Raw genomic sequence first — 22,006 nt, forward strand, 5'->3', positions numbered from 1 at the left:
CGGGGCCGCCCGAACGGCCGTCGGCCGGGCCGGAGTTCGGCGCGGAGGGCTACAGCCGCGCCGCCTTCAGGGCCATGTGCAGCAGCAGCCGGTGTTCGCCGTCGTCCAGGTCGAGGCCGGTCAGCTTCTCCACCCGGCCCAGGCGGTAGTAGAGGGTCTGGCGGTGGATGCCCAGTGCCTGGGCGGTGCGGCTCGCCTGGCCCGCGCAGTCGAGGAACACCTCGGTGGTGCGGGCGAGTTCGGCATGGGTGGCGGTGAGCAGCGGGGCGATCGCCGGGTCGGGTTCGGTCGCCGCCAGTGCGGTCAGCATGCGGTACGAGCCGATGGCGTCCCACTGGGTGACCGGGCCCAGCCGGGGCTCGGCGCGGGCCGCGCGGGCCGCGTCCAGCGCCTCCCGCCAGGTGGCCGGCAGCCCGGTGAGCTCCGTCGTGCCGAGGCCGATGCCGGCGGTACCCGGGCGGCGCCGCGCGGGTGCCCCGGTGCCGGACCGCCCCGGGCCGGACGCGCCCACGGCGGCCGGTGCGGCGCCCGCGCGCGGGGAGCGCAGCAGCTGCTCGGCCACCGTATGGGCCGGGGTGAGCGCACCGGTCGAGCCCAGTCGTACCAGCGCGGCCAGCGCGGGCAGGGCCGTCGCGGGCTGCCGGGGGCCGGCGGCCCGCAGCGGACAGGCCGCGAGCAGGCCCGGCAGACTCGGCAGCGGTGCCGCGCCGGTGTCCGAGGAGTCCCAGGGCACCACCGCGACCAGGGTGAGCGGCACGCCCGGTGTGAAGCGCAGGCTGTCCCGCAGGGCATCGCCCAGTGCGTCCGCCGCGGCCGGCCGGCCGTCGGCCGGTGCGAGCAGCAACTCCCGCAGCAGATCGCCGAGTTCCAGTCCGGTGCGGGCCTCGTCGGCCAGCAGTGCGCCGATCCGGGCGGCGGTCTCCATGGCCTGGGCGATCCGGGGGTCGGGCGGGGCGCCGTGGCCGCCGAGGGCGAGGTCGGCCAGATGCCCGTCGTCCAGCAGCCAGACATAGCCGTGCACGATGCCCCGATGGCGTACGGGAAGACAGATCCGGCCTCTGAAGACCCCGGCCGCCGGGTCCGGCGGAATCCGCAGCGGTGCCTTGGCGCGGGCGATCCCGAAGGCCTCGAACCAGGCCCGTACCGCCGCCGAGGAGCGGCGCTGGAGGATCGAACGGGTCCGTACCGGGTCCATGACCTCGTCGTCGTCGCTCTCGTGGGCACCGAACGCGATCAGTCCGAAGTCCCGGTCCTCCAGCGTCGCCGGTGCGCCGAGCGCCGCGGAGATCTCGTCCACGAGCTGCTGATAGTCGCCCCGCATCGGTCAGCCGGTCCTCTCCTGTCGCACTGGTCGCTCCCGCCACCATTCTCATACATCTGTCTGAGATCCCGACCACGAAGGCGTGACAGCTGTCGATGGCCGCGAAGTGGCGCGATCCTTAAATTTCAGGTGGCCCGATGTTGCCGACGTGTCCGCGCCAAACGGCGTCCGCAGGCATTTGTCATCCTGAAACGTGGAGGTGCCCCATGCTGGGTCCCGTGCTTCTCGCCGCGGCGCGCAGCGACCGCATCCGCCGCATCGTGGCGGCCGCTCCGGTCACCCGCCCCGTGGTGGACCGGTTCGTCGCCGGCGAGCGCCTGGAGGAATCCATGGCCGCCGTACGGGGCCTGGCCGCGCGCGGCCTGGAGGTCACCCTCGACCACCTCGGCGAGGACATCACCGACCCGGCCGAGGCGCTGCGCAACCGCGACGCCTACCTCCGGCTGGCGGGCGCACTCAAGGAGCACGGACTCGGCGTCAAGGCCGAGATGTCGGTGAAGCTCTCCGCGTTCGGCCAGGCGCTGCCCGGCGGCCACGAGCTGGCGCTCAAGAACGTCACCCCGGTGGTCGAGGCCGCCGCCGAGGCCGGTACGACGGTGACCCTCGACATGGAGGACCACACCACGGTCGACTCCACCCTCGCGATCCTCGCCGAGCTGCGCGAGCACTTCCCCCAGACGGGTGCGGTACTCCAGTCCTACCTGTTCCGCACCGAGGACGACTGCCACGCGCTGTCCGGGGAAGGTTCCCGGGTGCGGCTGGTCAAGGGCGCGTACAAGGAGCCCGCGACCGTTGCCTTCCAGGAGAAGCGGGAGGTCGACAAGGCCTATGTGCGCTGTCTGAAGATCTTGATGGCCGGGCAGGGCTACCCCATGATCGGATCGCACGACCCCCGCATGGTGGCCATCGCCCAGGAGCTGGCGCACCGCAACGGACGCAAGCCGGCCGACTACGAGTTCCAGATGCTCTACGGCATCCGCGAGACGGAGCAGCAGCGGCTGGTCGCCGAGGGGAACCGTATGCGGGTGTACATCCCCTATGGCACGGACTGGTACGGATACTTCATGCGCCGCCTCGCCGAGCGCCCCGCGAACCTCGGCTTCTTCCTGCGGTCGCTCGCGACCCGCGGCTGAGCCCCGGCCCCCGGCTGAGCCCCGGCCCCCGGCCTTTTACGTACGTACGAACCGACGATCGAAGGAGAACGGCCATGGACGCTGTGACCCAGGTCCCCGTGCCGGTGAACGAGCCGGTCCACACCTACGCCCCCGGCACCCCGGAGCGGTCCCGTCTGGAGGCCAAGCTCAAGGAGCTGGCCGACAACCCGATCGAGCTGCCGATGACCATCGGCGGTGTGCGGCGCATGGGTGGCGGCGAGCGCTTCGACGTCGTCCAGCCGCACAACCACGCGGCCCGGCTCGGCACGTACGCCAACGCCACGGTCCAGGACGCCCAGGACGCGGTGGACGCCGCGCTGGCCGCCGCCCCGGCCTGGCGGGCGATGTCCTTCGACGACCGTGCCGCGATCATCCTCCGGGCCGCCGAGCTGCTCTCCGGCCCCTGGCGCGAGACGCTGGCCGCCGCCACCATGCTCGGCCAGTCCAAGACCGCGCAGCAGGCCGAGATCGACACGCCCTGTGAGCTGATCGACTTCTGGCGCTTCAATGTGCACTTCGCGCGCCAGATCCTCGCCGAGCAGCCCCCGGCGAACTCCCCGGGCGTCTGGAACCGCTCGGACCACCGCCCGCTCGAAGGCTTCGTCTACGCGATCACGCCGTTCAACTTCACCGCGATCGCCGGCAACCTCCCGACCGCCCCCGCCCTCATGGGCAACGTGGTCGTCTGGAAGCCGTCCCCGACCCAGACCTTCGCCGCCGTGCTGCTGATGCAGCTGCTGGAGGAGGCCGGGCTGCCCAAGGGCGTGATCAACCTCGTCACCGGTGACGGCAAGGACGTCTCCGAGGTGGCGCTGACCCACCCCGACCTGGCGGGCATCCACTTCACCGGCTCGACCAAGACCTTCCAGTACCTGTGGAAGACGGTCGGCAACAACATCGAGAACTACAAGACCTACCCGCGGCTCGTCGGCGAGACCGGCGGCAAGGACTTCATCGTCGCCCACCCCTCGGCCGACCGCGCCGTGCTGAAGACCGCCATGACCCGTGGCGCCTTCGAGTTCCAGGGCCAGAAGTGCTCCGCGGCCTCCCGCGCCTACGTCCCGGCCTCGCTGTGGAACGCCGGCTTCAAGGAGGAGTTCGCCGCCGAGGTCGAGTCCCTCACCATGGGTGACGTCACCAACCTGGCGAACTTCATGGGCGCGGTCATCGACGAGCGCTCCTTCGCCAAGAACAAGGCGGCGATCGACCGCGCCAAGTCCGACCCGACCATCGAGGTCGTGGCCGGCGGCACGTACGACGACAGCGAGGGCTACTTCGTCCGCCCGACGGTCCTGGCCTCCACCGACCCGGACAACGAGATCTTCAGGGACGAGTACTTCGGCCCGATCCTCGGTGTGTTCGTCTACGACGACGAGACCGACGAGGGCTACGACGCCATGCTCACCCAGATGGAGTCCGCCTCGGCCTACGGCCTGACCGGCTGCGTCATCGCCCAGGACCGCGCGGCGGCCGCCGCCACCTGCGAGAAGCTGCGCTTCGCGGCCGGCAACTTCTACATCAACGACAAGCCCACCGGCGCCGTCGTCGGCCAGCAGCCCTTCGGTGGCGGCCGCGCCTCCGGCACCAACGACAAGGCCGGCGCCAAGCAGAACCTGATGCGCTGGACCTCCACCCGCTCCATCAAGGAGACCCTGGTCCCGCCGACCGACTACCGCTACCCGCACATGGGCTGACACCCGCACGCACGCCGACGGCCCGGCGCCCCTTTCCAGGGGTGCCGGGCCGTCGGTGTGGTGTCAGCCGGGGAGCACCGGTACGCCCACGACCTGCGACTGTCCGTGGATCACCCGTTCGAGTACGCGGTCGCCGTCTCAAATAGTAGGAAGCCCAAGTAATTGTGCAGACATCACGGCCCGGCTGTCCTAGCTTTGTAGGAGCCGAACGTATCGCTCCATCGAGCGCGTGCGGATGCGGCCCGGTGCGACCGTGCAGGTGACCCCTGCTGCGCCGAGGCCCCCGCCCCTTCCGGCCGCTTCTGGATCGACGCATCCCTCCGTTCTCGGGGCTTTTGGCATTGGAGACGTGAATCATGGCCGAGACCGCCGTCCGCAGGACCCGTCGCTGCGCCCGTACGACCAGCGAAGCCGACCGCAGGAACGCCGCGGCCGCCCTCCAGCGCGCCCTCGACCGCCGGGACAACGGCGGCGCGACCGGGCACTGAGACGATGCGCGGGCACGCGGGTGCGGCGCTGTCGTCGGTGCCGTGCCGTTGCTTGTGGCGGATCCGGGCGTCCCTGGTCCGTTGGATCTGTCCGTAGTGAACGCCTGAGGGGCACCCGGGTCCCGGGTGCCCCCGCGAGGTGCGTCAGCCGGCCCGGTGGGCGCGGGTGACCTCGAAGTGGTCGATGCGCTCGCCGGATTCGGCGAGGGCGGTGACCTTCATCCGCGGGCGGTGGCCCGGGGAGACCTCGACGGCGATGAAGGAGTAGCCGGTGTAGCGGACCCGGGACCACTCGACGGTGTCCTTGGTCTTCACCTGGCCCTTGGACCAGTGGTACGTGTCGACGTGGTCGAGGTCCTTGACGTGGCCCTCGTAGCTGTCGGGAACCGGGAAGTCGTAGAGGGCCCTGCCCGCGCCGCCGGCCGTGACGTACACGATGCCCTCGCGGGTGGTGTCCACGGTCTCGCCGACCGGCATCTTCTTGGCGACCCGGCCGCCCTTGAGGGCGTCGGTCCGCTCATAGACGTGGTTGTGGCCGTTGATGACCAGGTCCACCTGGTGCTTCTCGAACAGTGGCAGCCAGGCGTCGCGCACCCCGCCGTCGGAGGCGTGCGAGTTGGTGGTCGAGAAGGCGCAGTGGTGGAAGAAGACCACGATGAAATCGATGCCCTGGGCGGCGCGGAGTGCGGCCAGGCGGCGGTCGAGCCAGCGGGTCTGCCTGCCGCCGGTGTAGCCCTGGTTGGCGGGGATCTCGTACGAGACGTCGTTGGCGTCGAGTGCGACGACCGCGACATTGCCGTAGGTGAAGGAGTAGATGCCGGGGGCGTTCTCGGCGTCGGGGCCGTTGTCCGGCAGCGACCAGCGGGCGTTCTGGCCGCCGTAGCCGTTGGGCGAGTACCAGGCCTCCATGTCGTGGTTGCCGGTGGTCACCATCCACGGCACGGACTTGGCCACCGACTCGGTCTGGGCGAGGAACTGGTCCCAGACCCGGGCGTCGTAGGCGTCGTGTTCGGAGCCGTCGCCGTCGGTGTCCGCGTAGCAGATGTCGCCCGCGTGCAGGTGGAAGGACGGGTTCTGACCCAGGATCAGCTGGTCGTTGGCGAGCGCGTGGTAGCTGACGCCCTGGTCGCCGAAGGCGGTGAAGACGAACTTCTCGGCGCGGGCGGGGGCGGTACGGAAGGTGCCGAGCGTGGTGAAGTGGCGCGGGTCGGCGGGGTCGAAGCCGTCGTGGCCGACGCCGTAGTAGTACGTGGTGCCGGGCCGCAGTCCGTCGAGCGCCGCGTGCAGGTAGTACTGCTGGACGGCGGGCAGCTTCGTGGAGAGCGCCGGGGTGTGCAGGTCGCGCACCTCGGCCTCGATCTTGCGCCCGAGGTCCCAGGGCGTCAGGCCCACCCGGAGGTACGGCCGCCGGACCGCGAACGGCACCTGCCAGCTCACCCGCATCTGGCTCTTGGGATCGGCGCCGAAGGCGAGGTGGCGGCCGAAGGGGGCGACGAGGGAGCCGTCGACGGTGGGGGTGGCGGACGAGGTCACCAGGGTGGGGGAGCCCGCGTGCGCCGAGCCGGCCAGCAGACCGGAGCCGGCGACTGCCCCCGCGGTGGCCGCCGAGGTACGCAGCAGACCGCGGCGGGTCAGCTTCGTGCGGAGGTAGTCGTGCTGCTCGGGCATGGTCATCCGGGCTGCCAGCTGCTCCGGTACGCCGACGCGCGGGGTGTGCGAGGGCAGGGGAGTGTCCCCCCAGCGGTTTCCAGTCATGCCGTCGAATTTCGCAGCATTACCCGACGATCAAGGGGCGTTGGGGTGAACGGCAGCTGACCGGCAACCGCCTGTCCGCATGACGGACGTTACGTGTCAATGAATGGGACGAAGAGTAGGGTCCAGATATGTCTCGCAGCATTCGCCTCGCAGTGATCCCCGGTGACGGTATCGGCCAGGAAGTCGTGGCCCAGGGCCTCAAGGTCCTGACCGCGGTCCTCCCGCAGGACGTCAAGCTGGAAACCAAGGAGTACGACCTCGGTGCCAAGCGATGGCATGCGACCGGCGAGACCCTGCCCGACGCGGAGCTGGAATCCCTCAAGCAGCACGACGCGATCCTGCTCGGCGCGATCGGCGACCCGTCCGTTCCGTCCGGTGTGCTGGAGCGCGGGCTGCTGCTCAAACTCCGCTTCGCCTTCGACCACTTCGTCAACCTGCGCCCGTCGAAGCTCTTCCCGAACACCGCCACCCCGCTGGCCGGTGACCCCGAGATCGACTTCGTCGTGGTGCGTGAGGGCACCGAGGGCCCGTACACCGGCAACGGCGGCTCGCTGCGCACCGGCACCCCCGCCGAGGTCGCCACCGAGGTCAGCGTGAACACCGCCTACGGTGTCGAGCGTGTGGTCCGGGACGCGTACGAGCGCGCCAACGCCCGCCCGCGCAAGAAGCTGACGCTGGTGCACAAGAACAATGTGCTGGTCTACGCCGGTCACATGTGGAAGAAGATCTTCGACCAGGTCGGTGCGGAGTACCCCGAGGTCACCACCGACTATCTGCATGTCGACGCCGCGACGATCTTCTTCGTCACCCAGCCCGAGCGGTTCGATGTGATCGTCACCGACAACCTCTTCGGCGACATCCTCACCGACCTCGCCGCGGCCGTCACCGGCGGTATCGGCCTGGCCGCCTCCGGCAACATCAACCCGACCGGTCAGTTCCCCTCGATGTTCGAGCCGGTGCACGGCTCCGCCCCGGACATCGCCGGCACCGGCAAGGCCGACCCGACCGCGACCGTCCTCTCCGTCGCCCTGCTCCTGCGGCACCTCGGCTTCGAGCCGCAGGCCGCCCGTATCGAGGAGGCCGTCGCGGCCGACCTGGAGGCCCGGGACGGCACGGCCCGCAGCACGGACGAGATCGGCGATGCGCTCGCCGCACGCGTGGCGGGCTGAGGCCCGCGCAGCAACCGAGCAGCGTTACGGAAAGCGCCGGGCCAGGGGTCGAAACCCCAGGTCCGGCGCTTTCGGTAGGGCCCCGCTCTGGGCTACCGCCCGGTTGGGTGCGACGATCGGACGCGGACCGCGCACACCGGTTCCAGCGGCATCGGGCCACAGGCGATAATCGGACGTGGCATCGCCGTCCGCGGGGAAACTCGGACGTCCCAGTAACGACCGGTACGTTCAGGAGTGCGTCCGTGCGCGCGGCCGCCGCAAACCGCACCGGTGCCGCATGGTGGGGGGCCGACCCCCTTACCCCCGGCCGGAGGGCTGGGCCGGTGACGCTCCCCCCGCTGACGCTGGGAGGGGCCCAGGTATCGGAACACGCAGTGAAGGACACGCATACATGACGACGCCCACGATCGAGCTCAAGCCCTCCTCGCATCCGCTGTCCGACGCGGAGCGGGAGCAGATCCTGGCCTCCCCCGGCTTCGGCCGCCACTTCACCGACCACATGGTGACGATCAAGTGGACCGAGGGACGCGGCTGGCACGACGGGCAGCTCGTGCCGTACGGGCCGCTCTCCCTGGACCCGGCGACCAATGTCCTGCACTACGCGCAGGAGATCTTCGAGGGTCTGAAGGCCTACCGGCAGCCCGACGGTTCCGTCGCCACGTTCCGCCCCGATGCCAATGCCCGGCGCTTCCAGGCCTCGGCGCGCCGGCTGGCCATGCCGGAGCTGCCCGTCGAGACCTTCATCGAGGCCTGCGACCTGCTCGTCAAGCAGGACAAGGACTGGGTGCCCGCGCACGGCGGCGAGGAGTCGCTCTATCTGCGCCCGTTCATGATCGCGACCGAGGTCGGCCTCGGTGTGAAGCCCGCCAACGAATACCTCTTCGTGGTCATCGCCTCGCCCGCCGGCGCCTACTTCGCCGGCGGCGTCAAGCCGGTGTCCATCTGGCTGTCCGAGAACCGGGTGCGTGCGGTGCCTGGCGGCATGGGCGACGCCAAGACCGGCGGCAACTACGCCGCTTCGCTGCTCGCGCAGGCGGAGGCCGCGGTGCACGGCTGCGACCAGGTCGCCTACCTCGACGCCGTGGAGCACAAGTGGGTCGAGGAACTGGGCGGGATGAACCTGTACTTCGTCTACGGCGACAAGCTCGTCACCCCCACCCTCACCGGCTCGCTGCTCGCCGGCGTCACCCGTGACTCCCTGCTCTCCGTCGCCCGCGACCTGGGCTACGAGTCGGCGGAGGCCCGGGTCTCCATCGACCAGTGGAAGGCCGACACGGCGAACGGCACGCTCACCGAGGTCTTCGCCTGCGGTACGGCCGCCGTGATCACCCCGGTCGGGACGGTCAAGAGCGCGGGCGGTGAGTGGACCCAGTCCGGTGGCGAGCCCGGCAAGGTCACCCTGAAGCTGCGCGAGGCGCTGCTGGACATCCAGCGCGGCGTCGCCGAGGACAAGCACGGCTGGATGCACCCCCTGGGCTGATCCCGGCCCGGGCGCTCCCCGGACCTCACAGCGGCCGCCCCCGACGCACGGTCGGGGGCGGCCGCTGCCGTGTCCGGGCGCCGGGTCAGCCGACCTCCGCGGGGGTGTCCGGCGCGGCGGCTGTCGCGGTGGGCGTGGTCCGCAGCGCCGGGACCGGGCGCGGCTGCCGGGCGGTGAGCGCGTGGTGGACGACGCCGGCCACCGCGGCGGCCAGTACGAAGCTCAGGTCGATCCCGCCCGTCCAGGACAGCAGCGGCCCCTGGTAGAGCGGGGTGTCCACGCACATCAGGCCGACCACGGAGCCCAGCGCCCAGGCGACGGTGGCCTGGACGTTCCAGCCGGCCCGGAACCAGTACGCGCCGCCGCGGGTGCCGCGGTTGTAGACCTGGAGCGAGTCCGCGTCGTACGCACCCCGGCAGCGGGCGAAGCCCATGACGGTGATCACCGCCCAGGGCGTGCCGACGGCGGTCATCAGCAGCACGAACGAGGTCATCGCGTCCTGCGCGGCCCACAGGAAGTGGCCGGCGTAGACCAGGGCGGTGGAGACGGCGGCGACCACGTAGGTGGCCTGGGTGCGGGTGGCGCGCGGCAGGATCGCGTCCAGGTCGAGCCCCATGCTGTAGAGCATCAGGCCGGAGTTGCCCACCGAGCCGGCGGAGGCGTTGAGCAGCAGGAGGGCCAGGTACCAGAAGGGTGCGCCGGCCACCAGCGGGCCCGCGTAATCGTCGCCCGCGCCGACCGCGAGCGCGCTGAAGGTGCCGAAGAGCTGCGGCACCAGCAGTCCGACGACCAGGCCGAGGTAGGTGGCCGCGAAGACCTTCTTCGGGCTGTGGCGGCGGGGCGAGATGTAGCGGCTGTAGTCGCCGAGCAGGGTGATGAACGCGATCGGGCCGCTGAGGCCGGCGGAGACGGCGGCCAGCAGCCAGGTCTGCCAGAAGCCGCCGAGCGCGTACGAGGTGCCGGGCACCGGGGCGGTGGTGAACGTGTGGGCGTAGGCGAGCACACCGACGGCGAGCAGGACCGTCAGGCCGAGGGAGAGCACCTTGCTCATCCGCAGCAGCACCTTGTAGCCGTAGACCGCGCCCACGGCGGTGGCGCCGGCCAGCACCGCGTAGACCAGGGCGTATGACGCGCCGCCGGTCGGCAGGCCGAAGAGGCGGTGCAGACAGCCGACCATGGCGTCGCCGCCGACCCACAGGGTCAGTGCGGTGTAGCCGAGCGAGAGCAGCAGGCCGATGACCGAGCCGATGAGCCGGCCGCGTACGCCGAAGTGGGCGCCGCTGCTGGTCGACAGGTTGGTCGCGCTGCGCAGCGAGACGAGTGCGAGCGGCGCCGTGAGCACGGCACCGATCAGGGTGCCGGCCGCCAGGGAGCTGGCCGACGCCCAGAAGCCGAGTCCGAAGGAGACCGGCAGCCAGCCGAAGATGACCACGCCGAGGGCGAGGTTCGATCCCAGCAGGATCGAGATGAGGTCACGGGGACCGCTGGTGCGCTCCTCGTCCGGGATGGTGTCGACTCCGCGTTGTTCGATCGGCATGAGGGCTCCCCTGAGAGGCCGGACAACAGTGTGTGAGCAGTGCTCCGCGTGCAGTGCTCCGTGAGGTGGGCAGCGCTCGAAGTGAGCGGTACTCGCGCTGCGAGATCATTTGAACGGTGCTCTATTCACCGTCTGTTTAGAACAGCGCTCAATGTCACTCATCCCTGTTGTCTAGGTCAATGCTTCCGCGTTGACCAATTTCATGGTTAGAGTGATGCTCTAATCGAGCTGGAAGGCAGGATCGGATGCGGCTGACCCCGACGGAACGCGACCGGCTGCTGCTGTTCGGCGCAGCCGAGCTGGCGCGGACGCGCCGGGCCCGCGGACTGAAGCTGAATGTGCCCGAGGCGACCGCGTTGATCGCGGACACAGTCTGCGAGGCGGCGCGGGACGGGCGCCGCCTCGCTCAGGCCATCGAGGCGGCACGCAGCGTGCTCGGACCGGACGATGTGCTTCCCGGCGTGGCCGATGTGGTCACCGAGGTGCATGTGGAGGCCGTCTTCGACGACGGCTCCCGGCTCGCGGTGGTCAGCGATCCGATCGGTGCCGGGGCGCCCGCTGCCGGGCGCGACGAGGACCGGGCGCCCGCGCCCGGCGCGGTGCTCCCCGGCCCGGCAGGACCGCAGCCCACGCCCGCGGTGCGGCTGACCGTGCGCAACACCGCGACCGTGCCCATCAGCGTCACCTCGCACTTCCACTTCTTCGAGGCCAACCCCCGGCTGGACTTCGACCGTTCGGCCGCGTACGGCATGCGGCTGTGCGTCCCGGCCGGCTCGTCGGTGCGGTTCGACCCCGGCGGCGCCTCCGAGGTCGGGCTGGTCCCGATCGGCGGCGACCGGATCGCGATCGGCTTCGCCGGTCTCGTCGACGGCCCGCTGGACGCACCGGGCGCGAAACCGGAAGCGCTGCGGCGGGCCGCCGCCTGCGGCTACCTGGGAGCGGAGGAACAGGCATGACCATCGACCCTCGTGAGTACGCATCGGTGCACGGCCCGCGGGCCGGCGACCGGGTCGTGCTCGGCGACACGGGCCTGGTCGTCCGCGTCGAGTCGGACTCCCAGCACCCCGGCGACGAGTTCCTGGCCGGCTTCGGCAAGACCGCCCGCGACGGACTGCTGCTCAAGGCCGCCGCGGTCCGGGAGACCTGCGATGTGGTGATCAGCAACGTCCTGGTCATCGACGCGGTCCTGGGCATCCGCAAGGTGTCCATCGGCATCCGCGAGGGCCGTATCCACGCCATCGGACGGGCCGGCAACCCCGACACCCTCGACGGTGTCGATGTCGTCGTCGGCACCGGCACCTCGATCGTCTCCGGTGAGGGCATGATCGCCACCGCCGGCGCCGTGGACACCCATGTCCATCTGCTCTCGCCGCGGGTCATGGAGGCCTCACTGGCCTCCGGCGTGACCACCATCATCGGCCAGGAGTTCGGGCCGGTCTGGGGCGTCGGCGTCAACTCCCCCTGGGCGCTGGGGCACGCCTTCGGCGCCTTCGACGCCTGGCCGGTCAACATCGGCTTCCTCGGCCGGGGTTCGTCCTCGGGTGACGCCCCGCTGGTCGAGGCGCTGGCCGAGGGCGGCGCCTGCGGCTTCAAGGTCCACGAGGACATGGGCGCGCACGCCCGTGCGCTGGACACCGCGCTGCGGGTCGCCGAGGACCACGACGTCCAGGTCGCGCTGCACAGCGACGGCCTCAACGAATGCCTCACCGTCGAGGACACCCTGCGCGTCCTGGACGGCCGCACCATCCACGCCTTCCACATCGAGGGCTGCGGCGGGGGCCATGTCCCCAACGTCCTGAAGATGGCCGGCGTCCCCAACGTCATCGGCTCCTCCACCAACCCCACCCTTCCCTTCGGGCGGGACGCGGTCGCCGAGCACTACGGCATGATCGTCTCGGTCCACGACCTGAAGACCGACCTGCCGGGCGACGCCGCGATGGCACGCGACCGCATCCGCGCCGGGACCATGGGCGCGGAGGACGTGCTGCACGACCTCGGCGCGATCGGCATCACCTCCTCCGACGCCCAGGGCATGGGCCGGGCCGGCGAGACCGTACGCCGTACCTTCGCGATGGCCGGCAAGATGAAGGCCGAGCGAGGGCCCCTGGAGGGAGACGGGGCGCACGACGACAACGCCCGCGTCCTGCGCTATATCGCCAAGCTCACCCTCAACCCCGCCATCGCCCACGGCCTTTCGCACGAGATCGGCTCCCTCGAGGTCGGCAAGATGGCCGACCTCGTGCTCTGGCAGCCGCAGTTCTTCGGCGCCAAGCCGCAGCTGGTGCTGAAGTCCGGCTTCCCCGCCTACGGCGTCACCGGCGACCCCAACGCCGCCACCGACACCTGCGAACCGCTGGTGCTCGGCCCGCAGTTCGGGGCGCACGGCGCGACCCCCGCCGAGATCTCGGTCGCCTTCGTCGCCCGCGCCGCGGCCGAACAGGGCGGTGACGGGATGCCCACCCGCCGCCGCCGGGTCGCCGTCCGCGGCACCCGCGGGATCGGCCCCCGCGACCTCGTCCACAACTCCCGGGTCGGCGACGTCCAGGTCGACGGGCGCAGCGGATGGGTCACCCTCGACGGCGACCCGATGCGCTCCGCCCCCGCCGACACCGTCTCCCTCTCCCGCCTCTACTTCCTGTAGCCCCGTTCCCCGTTCCCCGCTTTCCTTCGCCCGTTCCCCATCCTCGTGAGGACCCGCATGAACACCCCTGTCGCCGACGGCTTCCGGATGCCCCCGGAGTGGGCGCGCCACGAGCGCACCTGGATGGCCTGGCCCGGCCCCAACTTCACCTTCGGTGCGGAGGGCGGCGAGGCCCTGGCCGGGGCGCGCCACGCCTGGGCCGGCGTCGCCCGCGCGGTACGCCGCCACGAGCCGGTCACCGTCGTCGTCGGCCCGGGCCAGTCCGAGGGCGCCCGGGCGCTGCTCGGCCCGGACATCGACCTCGTCGAGCGCCCGCTGAACGACGCCTGGATGCGCGACATCGGCCCCACCTTCCTCACCGACGGCAAGGGCGCGCTGGCCGCCACCGACTGGGTGTTCAACGGCTGGGGCGCGGCGGAGTGGGCCCGCTGGGACCTCGACGAGAAGATCGGCGCGCAGGTCGCGGCGCTGGCCGGCGCCCGCCGCTACGCCACCTCACTGGTCAACGAGGGCGGCGGCATCCACATCGACGGCGAGGGCACCGTCCTGCTCACCGAGACCGTGCAGCTCGACCCGGGCCGTAACCCCGGCCGCACAGCCGAGGAGGTCGAGGCCGAGATCCACGCCCACCTCGGCACCACCAAGGCGATCTGGCTGCCGCGTGGTCTGGCCGCCGACTACGGCCGGTTCGGCACCCGCGGCCATGTCGACATCGTCGCCGCCTTCGCCCGCCCGGGCACCGTGCTGGTGCACACCCAGCCCGACCCGGACCACCCCGACCACGCGATCTGCAACGAGATCGGCAAGCTGCTGCGCGCCTCCACCGACGCCAGGGGCCGCCGGCTGGAGGTCGTCGAGGTCCCGGCCCCCACCGTCATCGAGGCGGACGGCGAGCTGGTCGACTACTCCTACATCAACCACTACCTCTGCAACGATGGCGTGGTGCTGTGCGCCTTCGACGACCCGCGCGACGAGGAGGCCGCGGCCATCTTCCGCCGGCTCTTCCCCGAGCGGACGGTGACCCTGGTGGACGCCCGTACGATCTTCGCAGCGGGTGGCGGTATCCACTGCATCACCCAGCAGCAGCCGAAGGCCTGATCCTCAGGTCCCGTCCCGTGCCCCCGGAGGTCCCCGTGCCCGGTCCCGCGCGCCGTCCCCGGCGCCGGCTCAGCCAGCCTCGCGAGCAGGTCCTCGCCGCGGCGATGGCCACCATCGCCGCGGAGGGCCTGGACCGGCTCACCATGGCCGGCCTGGGCCGCGAGGTCGGCATGAGCAGCGGCCACATCCTCTACTACTTCGGTACGAAGGACGAGCTGCTGCTGCAGACCCTCCAGTGGAGCGAGGAGCAGCTCGGCGCCGAGCGCCGGGCCGCCCTCTCCCGCCGGGTCCCGGCCCGTGAACGCCTCGACGCCCTCGTCGACCTCTACCTCCCCGAGGGCCACCGGGACCCCCGCTGGACCCTCTGGCTGGAGGTCTGGAACCGTTCCCAGAACGCCGACGACGAGACCCGCGAGCGCCAGCTCGAACTCGAACTCGCCTGGCACCGCGACCTGGTGGCCCTCCTCGTGGAAGGCGCCTCCAAGGGCGAGTTCCGCCCCGTCGACGCCGAACGCCTCGCCACCCGCATCCGCGCCCTCCTCGACGGTTTCGGCACCCACCTCGTCGTCGGCCTCCCGGGCACGGACCGCGCCCAGGTGCGCGACCACCTACGCGACTTCCTCGATGAATCCCTGACGCCGTGACGCATCCGGCCGGGCCCCGCTCAGCAGGCGGAATCCGTCCCTGCGGAGCGGGAGTTGGGCCGTATGACCACAACGCACGTAAGTACGCGCGATCGTTGCCGTCGCGGCTCTTGCCGACCGTCCCCGGGTCCGCGACCGTGAGCGGCTATGGGACGAGAGCAATGGAAGAAGATCTGGGTCGGCTCGGCCGGCAACATGGTCGAGTGGTTCGACTGGTTCGTCTACGCCAGTTTCGCGGTCTACTTCGCCGATTCGTTCTTCCCGAAGGGGAATGACACCGCCAACCTCATGAACACCATGGGGATCTTCGCGGTCGGGTTCTTCATGCGGCCGGTGGGCGGCTGGGTGCTCGGCCGGGTCGGTGACCGGCGGGGGCGCAAGGCGGCGCTGACGCTGACCGTCACGCTGATGTCCGCCTCGGCGGTGCTGATCGCGATTGCGCCTACGTACGGCGTCGCCGGCTATGGCGGGGTGGCTGTACTGCTCCTCGCCCGGATGCTGCAAGGGCTCTCGGTCGGCGGGGAGTACGCGGCCAGCGCCACCTACCTCACCGAGGCGTCCGCTCCCGGGCGGCGCGGTTTCGCCTCCAGCTTCCAGTACGTGTCGATGACCGCCGGACAACTGCTCGGTCTCGGTCTCCAGATCGTGCTCCAGCGCACCCTGTCCGAGGACGCGCTGCACAGCTGGGCCTGGCGGATCCCGTTCATCGTGGGCGCGCTGGGCGCCGCGATCGTGTTCTACCTGCGCCGCAACATGCTGGAGACCGAGGTCTACGCCGCGGACGACAGCGCCAACAGCGACCCCGCGCGCGGCACCCTCAAGGCGCTGCTGGCGCACAAGCGCGAGGCGTTCCTGGTGATCGCGCTGACCATGGGCGGCACGGTCGCGTACTACACGTACACGACCTACCTCACCAAGTACCTTTCGGGCAGCGCCGGGATGGACAAGCCCACCGCGTCGCTGGTGAGCTTCTGCGCCCTCTTCCTCTTCATGTGCATCCAGCCGCTGGCCGGCCGGCTCTCCGACCGGATCGGACGGCGGCCGCTGCTGATCACCTTCGCGGTCGGCTCGACGTTCCTGACCGTGCCGATCATGACGCTGCTCAAGCACGCCGGCAGCTTCTGGCCGGCGCTCGGACTGTCGCTGCTGGCGCTGCTGGTGATCACCGGCTACACGTCGATCAACGCCTGTGTGAAGGCCGAGCTGTTCCCGACCGGCGTGCGGGCGCTGGGCGTCGCACTGCCCTACGCGATCGCCAACGCGCTGTTCGGCGGCACCGCGGAATATGTCGCCCTGTGGTTCAAGAACGGCGGGATCGAGTCCGGTTACTACTGGTATGTGGCGGGATGCGCGGCCGTCTCGCTGATCGTCTACATCACCATGCGGGAGACCCGGACCATCGATCTCTACCGGGTCGGGGCCGAGGAGCGCACGGGCGCCGCGCGGACGCCGGGGCGGGAACCCGTCGCCGACTGAGCACCCGCCGCGGGACGGTGGCCTTCCCCGGCCGGGGGAGGCCACCCCGCTCCTGGCGTGGACGGGCCGCCCGCATAGTGAGACTGCCGAGTGCGCGGTGCGCCCGATATGGCACACTGCGGACCGTGCTCTCGTTCGCCATGATTATTGGCAGCAGGCGCGCCGGTCCGCAGTGACCGCCCCGTACGAACCGAGTACGGCGCGGCCATCGTCGTCCCAGACCCGCGCGCAGACCTCTCGCACCCGCGAGAGGTTTTTTCGTTTCCGGCCCACACCCACCGGAGGCGGAGCGCGAGGGACCATGGAGGGGCGGTGGAACCGGTCATTCCGGTAGACCGAGATCCCGACAGGAGCCAGACCAGCATGACGGACGAACCCCAAGCCCACTCATCCACCGCCCGCCCCGCGGGCGCGGTGTCCGACGACTTCCATGTCTTCGACACCACGCTCCGCGACGGTGCGCAGCGCGAGGGCATCAACCTCACCGTCGCCGACAAGCTGACCATCGCCCGGCACCTCGACGACTTCGGCGTGGGCTTCATCGAGGGCGGCTGGCCCGGCGCCAACCCGCGGGACACCGAGTTCTTCCAGCGCGCCCGCGAGGAGATCGACTTCCGGCACGCCCAGCTGGTCGCGTTCGGCGCCACCCGCAAGGCCGGGGTCCGTGTCGAGGACGACCCCCAGGTCGCCGCGCTGCTGGAGTCCCAGGCCCCGGTGATCACGCTGGTCGCCAAGTCCCATGTCGGTCATGTGGAGCTGGCGCTGCGCACCACGGCGGAGGAGAACCTCGCGATGGTGCGGGACACCGTCGCCTATCTCCGTTCCCAGGGCCGCCGGGTCTTCCTCGACTGTGAGCACTTCTTCGACGGCTACGCGCTGGACCCGGTCTACGCCAAGCAGGTCGTGCGCACCGCGAGCGAGGCCGGCGCCGATGTGGTGGTGCTCTGCGACACCAACGGCGGGATGCTGCCCGCGCAGATCACCGCCGTCGTACGGACCGTCCTCGCGGACACCGGCGCGCGGCTGGGCATCCACGCCCAGGACGACACCGGCTGCGCCGTCGCCAACACCCTGGCCGCCGTCGACGCCGGCGCCACCCACGTCCAGTGCACCGCCAACGGCTACGGCGAGCGGGTCGGCAACTCCAACCTCTTCCCGGTGGTCGCCGCGCTGGAGCTCAAGTACGGGCGCCGGGTGCTGCCCGAGGGCAAGCTCGCCGAGACCACCCGGATCTCGCACGCCATCGCCGAGGTCGTCAACCTCACCCCCTCCACCCACCAGCCCTACGTGGGGGTCTCGGCCTTCGCGCACAAGGCCGGGCTGCACGCCTCCGCGATCAAGGTCGACCCGGACCTCTACCAGCACATCGACCCGGCGCTGGTCGGCAACACCATGCGGATGCTGGTCTCCGACATGGCCGGCCGGGCCTCCATCGAGCTCAAGGGCAAGGAGCTGGGCTTCGATCTGAGCGGCGACCGTGAGCTGGTCGGCCGGGTCGTCGAGCGGGTCAAGGAGCGTGAGCTGGCCGGCTACACCTATGAGGCCGCGGACGCCTCCTTCGAGCTGCTGCTGCGCGAAGAGGTCCACGGCAGGCCGGCGCGCTACTTCGACGTCGAGTCCTGGCGGGCGATCGTCGAGGACCGCCCGGACGGCACGCACGCCAACGAGGCGACGGTGAAGCTGTGGGCGAAGGGCGAGCGGATCGTCGCCACGGCCGAGGGCAACGGTCCGGTCAACGCCCTGGACCGGGCGCTCCGGGTCGGCCTGGAGCGGATCTACCCGCAGCTGGCCAACATGGAACTGGTCGACTACAAGGTCCGCATCCTGGAGGGCGCCCTGGGCACCGGCTCGATCACCCGGGTCCTGGTCTCCACCAGCGACGGCCGCGGCGAGTGGTCCACGGTCGGCGTCGCGGAGAACGTCATCGCCGCGTCCTGGCAGGCGCTGGACGACGCCTACGCCTACGGGCTGCTGCGGGCCGGGGTGGAACCGCAGGAGTGAGCGCCGCCCGCGCGCGATGACCGCGGCCCCGCACGGCCCTCGGGGGAGAGGGGCCGTGCGGGGCCGCGGTGTTGCCGGGGGCTTTGCCGGTCAGGACTGCGGGGCCGCCTTGACCGCGGAGATGTCGAAGGTGAGCTTGACCTTGTCGCTGACCATCACGCCGCCGGTCTCCAGCGCGGCGTTCCAGGTCAGGCCCCAGTCGGAGCGCAGGATCTCGGCGCTGCCCTCGAAGCCGACCCGCTCGGCGCCGTAGACGTCGGTGGCCGCGCCGTTGAACTCCAGGTCGATGGTGAGCGGCTTGGTGACGTCGCGCAGGGTGAGATCGCCGGTGATGCGGTAGCGGTCGCCGCCCACCCGCTCGGCGGCGGTGCTGCGGAAGGTCATCAGCGGGAAGTTCTCGGCGTCGAAGAAGTCGGCGCTGCGCAGGTGGGCGTCGCGGTCCGCGATGCCGGTGTCGATGCTGGCGATCTTGACGTCCAGGGACGCGGTGGAGCGGGCCGGGTCGGCGCCGTCCAGGGCGAGCGTGCCGGTGTACTCGCCGAAGGCGCCGCGGACGTTGGTGACCATGGCGTGCCGGACCGTGAAGCCGATGCTGCTGTGGGCCGGGTCGATGGTGTAGTCGCCGGTCAGCGCGGCGAGCGCGGGGTCCGCCTCGAGGACGGCGGCGGGGGCGGCGGTCTCGGCGGTGCGCTTGCGGTTGAACAGAGCCATGGCTCCTCCTCCAGAACGGATCGTTTGTTTAACCTTCAACTAGGTCGACCATAACCGGATCTAGTTCAATGTTCAACCTCTTGGTTCCGGGTGGCCCGGACGGCACCGTGGGCCGGGTTCGGCCGGACGGGTGGCGGACGGCGTTGCGGCGCGGTCATTGCCGCTGTGCGAGAGCCCGTGCTAGACCATCGGGAACTCCCAAGTGCGCAGCGCCACACCCCAGTTGACGCCATGGAGAGGACCGACCGTGCCGACCGATCCCACCCCGTCCGTCTGGTCACGCAGAGGATTTCTCACCGCCTCCACGGCGGGTGCGCTCGGCCTCGTCGCCGCCCGCCCCGCATCCGCCGTCCCGCGGCCCACCGCCCCCGCGGACGAGTACCGCACCCTCCGCGGCCGCTGGTGCGACCTCACCCTCGGCACCGGCTTCGACCCGGCCGCCCCGCCGTACGCCGCCGTCCTCCAGGAGACCGGCAGTCTCGCGGACACCTTCCGGTCGGCCATGCGGCCGGCCGACGGGTCGCTCTGGCCCGACTGCCGCTACGACCCGCCGTCCGGCATCACCCAGAGCTACAGCCGCCTGCACACCATGGCCCAGGCCTACGCCCAGCCCGGCACCGGCCGTACCGGCGACCCCGGCCTCGCCGACGCCCTGCTCACCGGCCTCGACCACCTCGAAACCACCGTCTACAACACCCGCACCACCCGCTACGGCAACTGGTGGGAGTGGCAGATCGGCAGCCCCAGACTCCTCCTCGACTCGCTCGCGCTCCTCGACGAGCATCTGAGCGCCGGGGGAGTGCCGGACGCGCTGCGCGAGCGCTGCCTCGCCGCCGTCGACCACTTCGTCCCCGACGCGATGCTCGGCGAATACACCGGCACCAGCACCGGCGCCAACCGCGTCGACCTGTGCCGGGTGGTCGCCCTGCGCGGCATCCTCGGCCGCGCCCCCGACAAGATCGCCCTCGCCCGCGACGCGCTCTCCCCCGTCTTCCCCTATGTCACCAAGGGCGACGGCCTCTACGCCGACGGCTCGTTCGTCCAGCACACCTGGGTCGCCTACTCCGGCACCTACGGCGCTGTCCTGCTGGACGGCCTGGGCCGGCTGTTCACCCTGCTCGGCGGCTCGTCCTGGCAGGTCACCGACCCCGCCCGGCAGACCGTCCTCGACAGCGTCGAGCACGCCTACGCCCCGCTGCTCCACAACGGACTGATGATGGACAGCGTCAACGGCCGTGCCGTCAGCCGCGGTTACCTCCGCAACGACGAGCGGCGGATCATGCGCAGCGACCACTACCACGGGCACGCCCTGATCGCCGCCGTCGCCCTGCTCTCCGAGGCCGCGAGCCCCGCCGAGCGGGACCGCTGGCACGGCATGATCAAGGGCTGGGCGGCCCGTGACCGTACGCTGCCGGTGCTCACCGACCGGCAGTACGGAGTCGCCGACCTCGCCCGGCTGCGCAGGATCGCCGACCGCCCGGTGGCGCCCGCCCCCGAACCCGTCGGCCACCGGCTCTTCCCCGCCATGGACCGCGCGGTGCACCGCCGCCCCGGCTGGGCGGCCGGCCTCGCCATGGCCTCCGACCGCATCACGTACTACGAGAACGGCAACGGCGAGAACCCGCACGGCTGGCACACCGGCGCCGGAATGCTCTACTGGTGGGGCGCCGACTTCGGCGGCGACCAGTACACGGACGCCTTCTGGCCCACCGTCGACCCCTACCGGCTGCCCGGAACGACGGTGTCCACCAAGCGGCTCGCCGACAACGAAGGCGGCGGCTGGGGCGAGCCCCGGCCCGCCGCGCGCTGGGTCGGCGGCACCACCGACGGCACCTTCGCCGCGATCGGCCAGGACCTGCGCGGTCTGGCCTCCACCCTCACCGCCCGCAAGTCCTGGTTCGCGCTCGCCGACTGCATCGTCTGCCTGGGCGCCGGCATCACCGCCCGCGACCAGGTGCCCGTCGAGACCGTCGTCGACAACCGCTGCCTGGGGGAGTACGGCACCCGGACGCTCACCGTCGACGGCGTACGGCAGCCCGGCACGCTCGGCCGCACCACCTCCTTCCGCCGCGCCCACTGGGCCCACCTCGCCGGACACGGCGGCTGGGTCTTCCCCGGCGGCGCCCCCCTCATGGCACTGCGCGAGGCCCGTACCGGCTCCTGGCACGACATCAACGCCACCTCCTCCCGGCAGCCGTTCACCCGCCGCTACCTCACCCTCTGGCACGACCACGGCACCGACCCGGACGGCGCCCGCTACGCCTACCTCCTCATGCCGGGCGCCACCGCCCGCACCCTCACCGCGCGCGCCGCCGACCGGCACTGGCTGACCGTGCTCGCCAACGACGCCGGCCGGCAGGCGATCGCGGTCGACCCGCTCGGCGTAACGGCCGCCAATTTCTGGCGGGCGGGCCGCGCCGGACCGCTCACCGCCGGCGGACCGGCGAGCGTCCTCGTCCGCGAGCGGCGGCACGCACGGACGGCGCGGCTGTGCGTCGCGGCCCCCGAGCGGTCCGGCGAAACACTGGAGATCACCTGGTCACGGCCGGTGCGCGCGGTGCTCGCCCAGGACCCGGCGATCGAGGTGCTGGCCACCGGGCGGGCCCTGCGGCTGCGCCTCGCCCCCGGTACGGACTGCGCCACCCACAGCTGTACGGTGCGGCTGGGCTGACCTGGGCCGACGCCCGCCCCGCCGGGGCAGCGGTCAGGACAACGGCACCGCACTGCCGTTTGTCGGGCCCATACAGACCAGCTGCGGCCACGCCACCCGAACGGGTGCCGTGACGCGGGCCTCGTACAGGAGGGTTCTGTACTGCCTGCCCACCAAAACGCATGGG

At 71.5% G+C, this 22,006-nt stretch carries 16 protein-coding genes; 12 read left to right on the plus strand and 4 right to left on the minus strand.

The genetic code is table 11. The features are described from left to right. Positions 1–49: 49 nt before the first annotated feature. Positions 50–1,321 (minus strand): PucR family transcriptional regulator, encoded by a 1,272-nt coding sequence (locus ACZ55A_RS33780; RefSeq protein WP_468848414.1) that lies wholly within the window; start codon positions 1,319–1,321, stop codon positions 50–52. A 206-nt stretch (positions 1,322–1,527) separates the two neighbouring features. Here ACZ55A_RS33780 and ACZ55A_RS33785 point away from each other — a divergent pair, with 206 nt between their 5' ends. From ACZ55A_RS33785 to ACZ55A_RS33795, 3 genes are all read left to right on the plus strand, one after another. Then, positions 1,528–2,454: a proline dehydrogenase family protein gene (locus ACZ55A_RS33785; RefSeq protein ID WP_468848417.1), complete on the plus strand. Its 927-nt coding sequence runs from the start codon at positions 1,528–1,530 to the stop codon at positions 2,452–2,454. A 74-nt stretch (positions 2,455–2,528) separates the two neighbouring features. Then, positions 2,529–4,169, plus strand: a complete 1,641-nt coding sequence (pruA, locus tag ACZ55A_RS33790; protein WP_468848420.1) for an L-glutamate gamma-semialdehyde dehydrogenase — start codon at positions 2,529–2,531, stop codon at positions 4,167–4,169. Positions 4,170–4,525: 356 nt separating this feature from the next. Beyond that, the gene (locus tag ACZ55A_RS33795; protein ID WP_468848423.1) at positions 4,526–4,657 is read left to right on the plus strand and encodes a hypothetical protein; all 132 of its coding nucleotides are present in this window, start codon (positions 4,526–4,528) and stop codon (positions 4,655–4,657) included. A gap of 144 nt (positions 4,658–4,801) precedes the next feature. On the opposite strand, the gene ACZ55A_RS33800 is transcribed toward ACZ55A_RS33795, so the two are convergent. Next, a complete protein-coding gene (locus ACZ55A_RS33800) occupies positions 4,802–6,412 on the minus strand; it encodes a purple acid phosphatase family protein (protein WP_468848426.1) in 1,611 nt (536 codons plus the stop codon). A 128-nt stretch (positions 6,413–6,540) separates the two neighbouring features. Between ACZ55A_RS33800 and ACZ55A_RS33805 the strand changes: the two genes are divergently transcribed. After that, the gene (locus ACZ55A_RS33805) at positions 6,541–7,581 is read left to right on the plus strand and encodes a 3-isopropylmalate dehydrogenase (RefSeq protein ID WP_468848429.1); all 1,041 of its coding nucleotides are present in this window, start codon (positions 6,541–6,543) and stop codon (positions 7,579–7,581) included. A 391-nt stretch (positions 7,582–7,972) separates the two neighbouring features. Next, the gene (locus ACZ55A_RS33810) at positions 7,973–9,061 is read left to right on the plus strand and encodes a branched-chain amino acid aminotransferase (RefSeq protein ID WP_468848432.1); all 1,089 of its coding nucleotides are present in this window, start codon (positions 7,973–7,975) and stop codon (positions 9,059–9,061) included. Between the two features lie 85 nt (positions 9,062–9,146). On the opposite strand, the gene ACZ55A_RS33815 is transcribed toward ACZ55A_RS33810, so the two are convergent. Continuing rightward, a complete protein-coding gene (locus tag ACZ55A_RS33815; RefSeq protein WP_468848435.1) occupies positions 9,147–10,598 on the minus strand; it encodes a cytosine permease in 1,452 nt (483 codons plus the stop codon). 245 nt (positions 10,599–10,843) lie between these two features. Between ACZ55A_RS33815 and ureA the strand changes: the two genes are divergently transcribed. The 6 genes from ureA to cimA all read left to right on the plus strand — a co-directional run bounded on the left by ureA (position 10,844) and on the right by cimA (position 18,458). Beyond that, positions 10,844–11,554 (plus strand): urease subunit gamma, encoded by a 711-nt coding sequence (gene ureA, locus ACZ55A_RS33820; RefSeq protein ID WP_468848437.1) that lies wholly within the window; start codon positions 10,844–10,846, stop codon positions 11,552–11,554. Then, on the plus strand, positions 11,551–13,239 hold the full coding sequence (locus ACZ55A_RS33825; protein ID WP_468848439.1) for an urease subunit alpha: 1,689 nt from the start codon (positions 11,551–11,553) through the stop codon (positions 13,237–13,239). Before ureA ends, ACZ55A_RS33825 begins: the two co-directional genes overlap by 4 nt. Positions 13,240–13,296: 57 nt before the next feature. Continuing rightward, entirely contained in the window at positions 13,297–14,337 is a 1,041-nt protein-coding gene (locus ACZ55A_RS33830) for an agmatine deiminase family protein (protein ID WP_468848442.1), read from the plus strand. A 35-nt stretch (positions 14,338–14,372) separates the two neighbouring features. After that, complete coding sequence (locus ACZ55A_RS33835; RefSeq protein ID WP_468848445.1) at positions 14,373–14,981, plus strand: TetR/AcrR family transcriptional regulator; 609 nt, start codon at positions 14,373–14,375, stop codon at positions 14,979–14,981. Positions 14,982–15,128: 147 nt separating this feature from the next. Then, positions 15,129–16,457: an MFS transporter gene (locus ACZ55A_RS33840; protein ID WP_468848448.1), complete on the plus strand. Its 1,329-nt coding sequence runs from the start codon at positions 15,129–15,131 to the stop codon at positions 16,455–16,457. Between the two features lie 363 nt (positions 16,458–16,820). Continuing rightward, positions 16,821–18,458 (plus strand): citramalate synthase, encoded by a 1,638-nt coding sequence (gene cimA, locus ACZ55A_RS33845; RefSeq protein WP_468848451.1) that lies wholly within the window; start codon positions 16,821–16,823, stop codon positions 18,456–18,458. 90 nt (positions 18,459–18,548) lie between these two features. Here cimA and ACZ55A_RS33850 read toward each other — a convergent pair whose 3' ends face one another. Continuing rightward, entirely contained in the window at positions 18,549–19,169 is a 621-nt protein-coding gene (locus ACZ55A_RS33850; RefSeq protein WP_468848453.1) for a YceI family protein, read from the minus strand. Between the two features lie 247 nt (positions 19,170–19,416). Here ACZ55A_RS33850 and ACZ55A_RS33855 point away from each other — a divergent pair, with 247 nt between their 5' ends. Further along, the gene (locus tag ACZ55A_RS33855; protein ID WP_468848456.1) at positions 19,417–21,840 is read left to right on the plus strand and encodes a polysaccharide lyase 8 family protein; all 2,424 of its coding nucleotides are present in this window, start codon (positions 19,417–19,419) and stop codon (positions 21,838–21,840) included. Positions 21,841–22,006: the final 166 nt, after the last annotated feature.

The sequence above is a fragment of the Streptomyces sp. NPDC034111 genome (genome assembly GCF_055575375.1).

Excerpts from the sequence above, each read along its gene's own strand:
- ureA (WP_468848437.1), top strand. The coding sequence starts at position 10,844 with ATGCGGCTGACCCCGACGGAACGCGACCGGCTGCTGCTGTTCGGCGCA.
- ACZ55A_RS33785 (WP_468848417.1), top strand. The coding sequence starts at position 1,528 with ATGCTGGGTCCCGTGCTTCTCGCCGCGGCGCGCAGCGACCGCATCCGC.
- ACZ55A_RS33805 (WP_468848429.1), top strand. The coding sequence starts at position 6,541 with ATGTCTCGCAGCATTCGCCTCGCAGTGATCCCCGGTGACGGTATCGGC.
- ACZ55A_RS33780 (WP_468848414.1), bottom strand. The coding sequence starts at position 1,321 with ATGCGGGGCGACTATCAGCAGCTCGTGGACGAGATCTCCGCGGCGCTC.
- ACZ55A_RS33800 (WP_468848426.1), bottom strand. The coding sequence starts at position 6,412 with ATGACTGGAAACCGCTGGGGGGACACTCCCCTGCCCTCGCACACCCCG.
- ACZ55A_RS33825 (WP_468848439.1), top strand. The coding sequence starts at position 11,551 with ATGACCATCGACCCTCGTGAGTACGCATCGGTGCACGGCCCGCGGGCC.
- pruA (WP_468848420.1), top strand. The coding sequence starts at position 2,529 with ATGGACGCTGTGACCCAGGTCCCCGTGCCGGTGAACGAGCCGGTCCAC.
- ACZ55A_RS33850 (WP_468848453.1), bottom strand. The coding sequence starts at position 19,169 with ATGGCTCTGTTCAACCGCAAGCGCACCGCCGAGACCGCCGCCCCCGCC.
- ACZ55A_RS33830 (WP_468848442.1), top strand. The coding sequence starts at position 13,297 with ATGAACACCCCTGTCGCCGACGGCTTCCGGATGCCCCCGGAGTGGGCG.
- ACZ55A_RS33840 (WP_468848448.1), top strand. The coding sequence starts at position 15,129 with ATGGGACGAGAGCAATGGAAGAAGATCTGGGTCGGCTCGGCCGGCAAC.
- cimA (WP_468848451.1), top strand. The coding sequence starts at position 16,821 with ATGACGGACGAACCCCAAGCCCACTCATCCACCGCCCGCCCCGCGGGC.
- ACZ55A_RS33795 (WP_468848423.1), top strand. The coding sequence starts at position 4,526 with ATGGCCGAGACCGCCGTCCGCAGGACCCGTCGCTGCGCCCGTACGACC.
- ACZ55A_RS33815 (WP_468848435.1), bottom strand. The coding sequence starts at position 10,598 with ATGCCGATCGAACAACGCGGAGTCGACACCATCCCGGACGAGGAGCGC.
- ACZ55A_RS33810 (WP_468848432.1), top strand. The coding sequence starts at position 7,973 with ATGACGACGCCCACGATCGAGCTCAAGCCCTCCTCGCATCCGCTGTCC.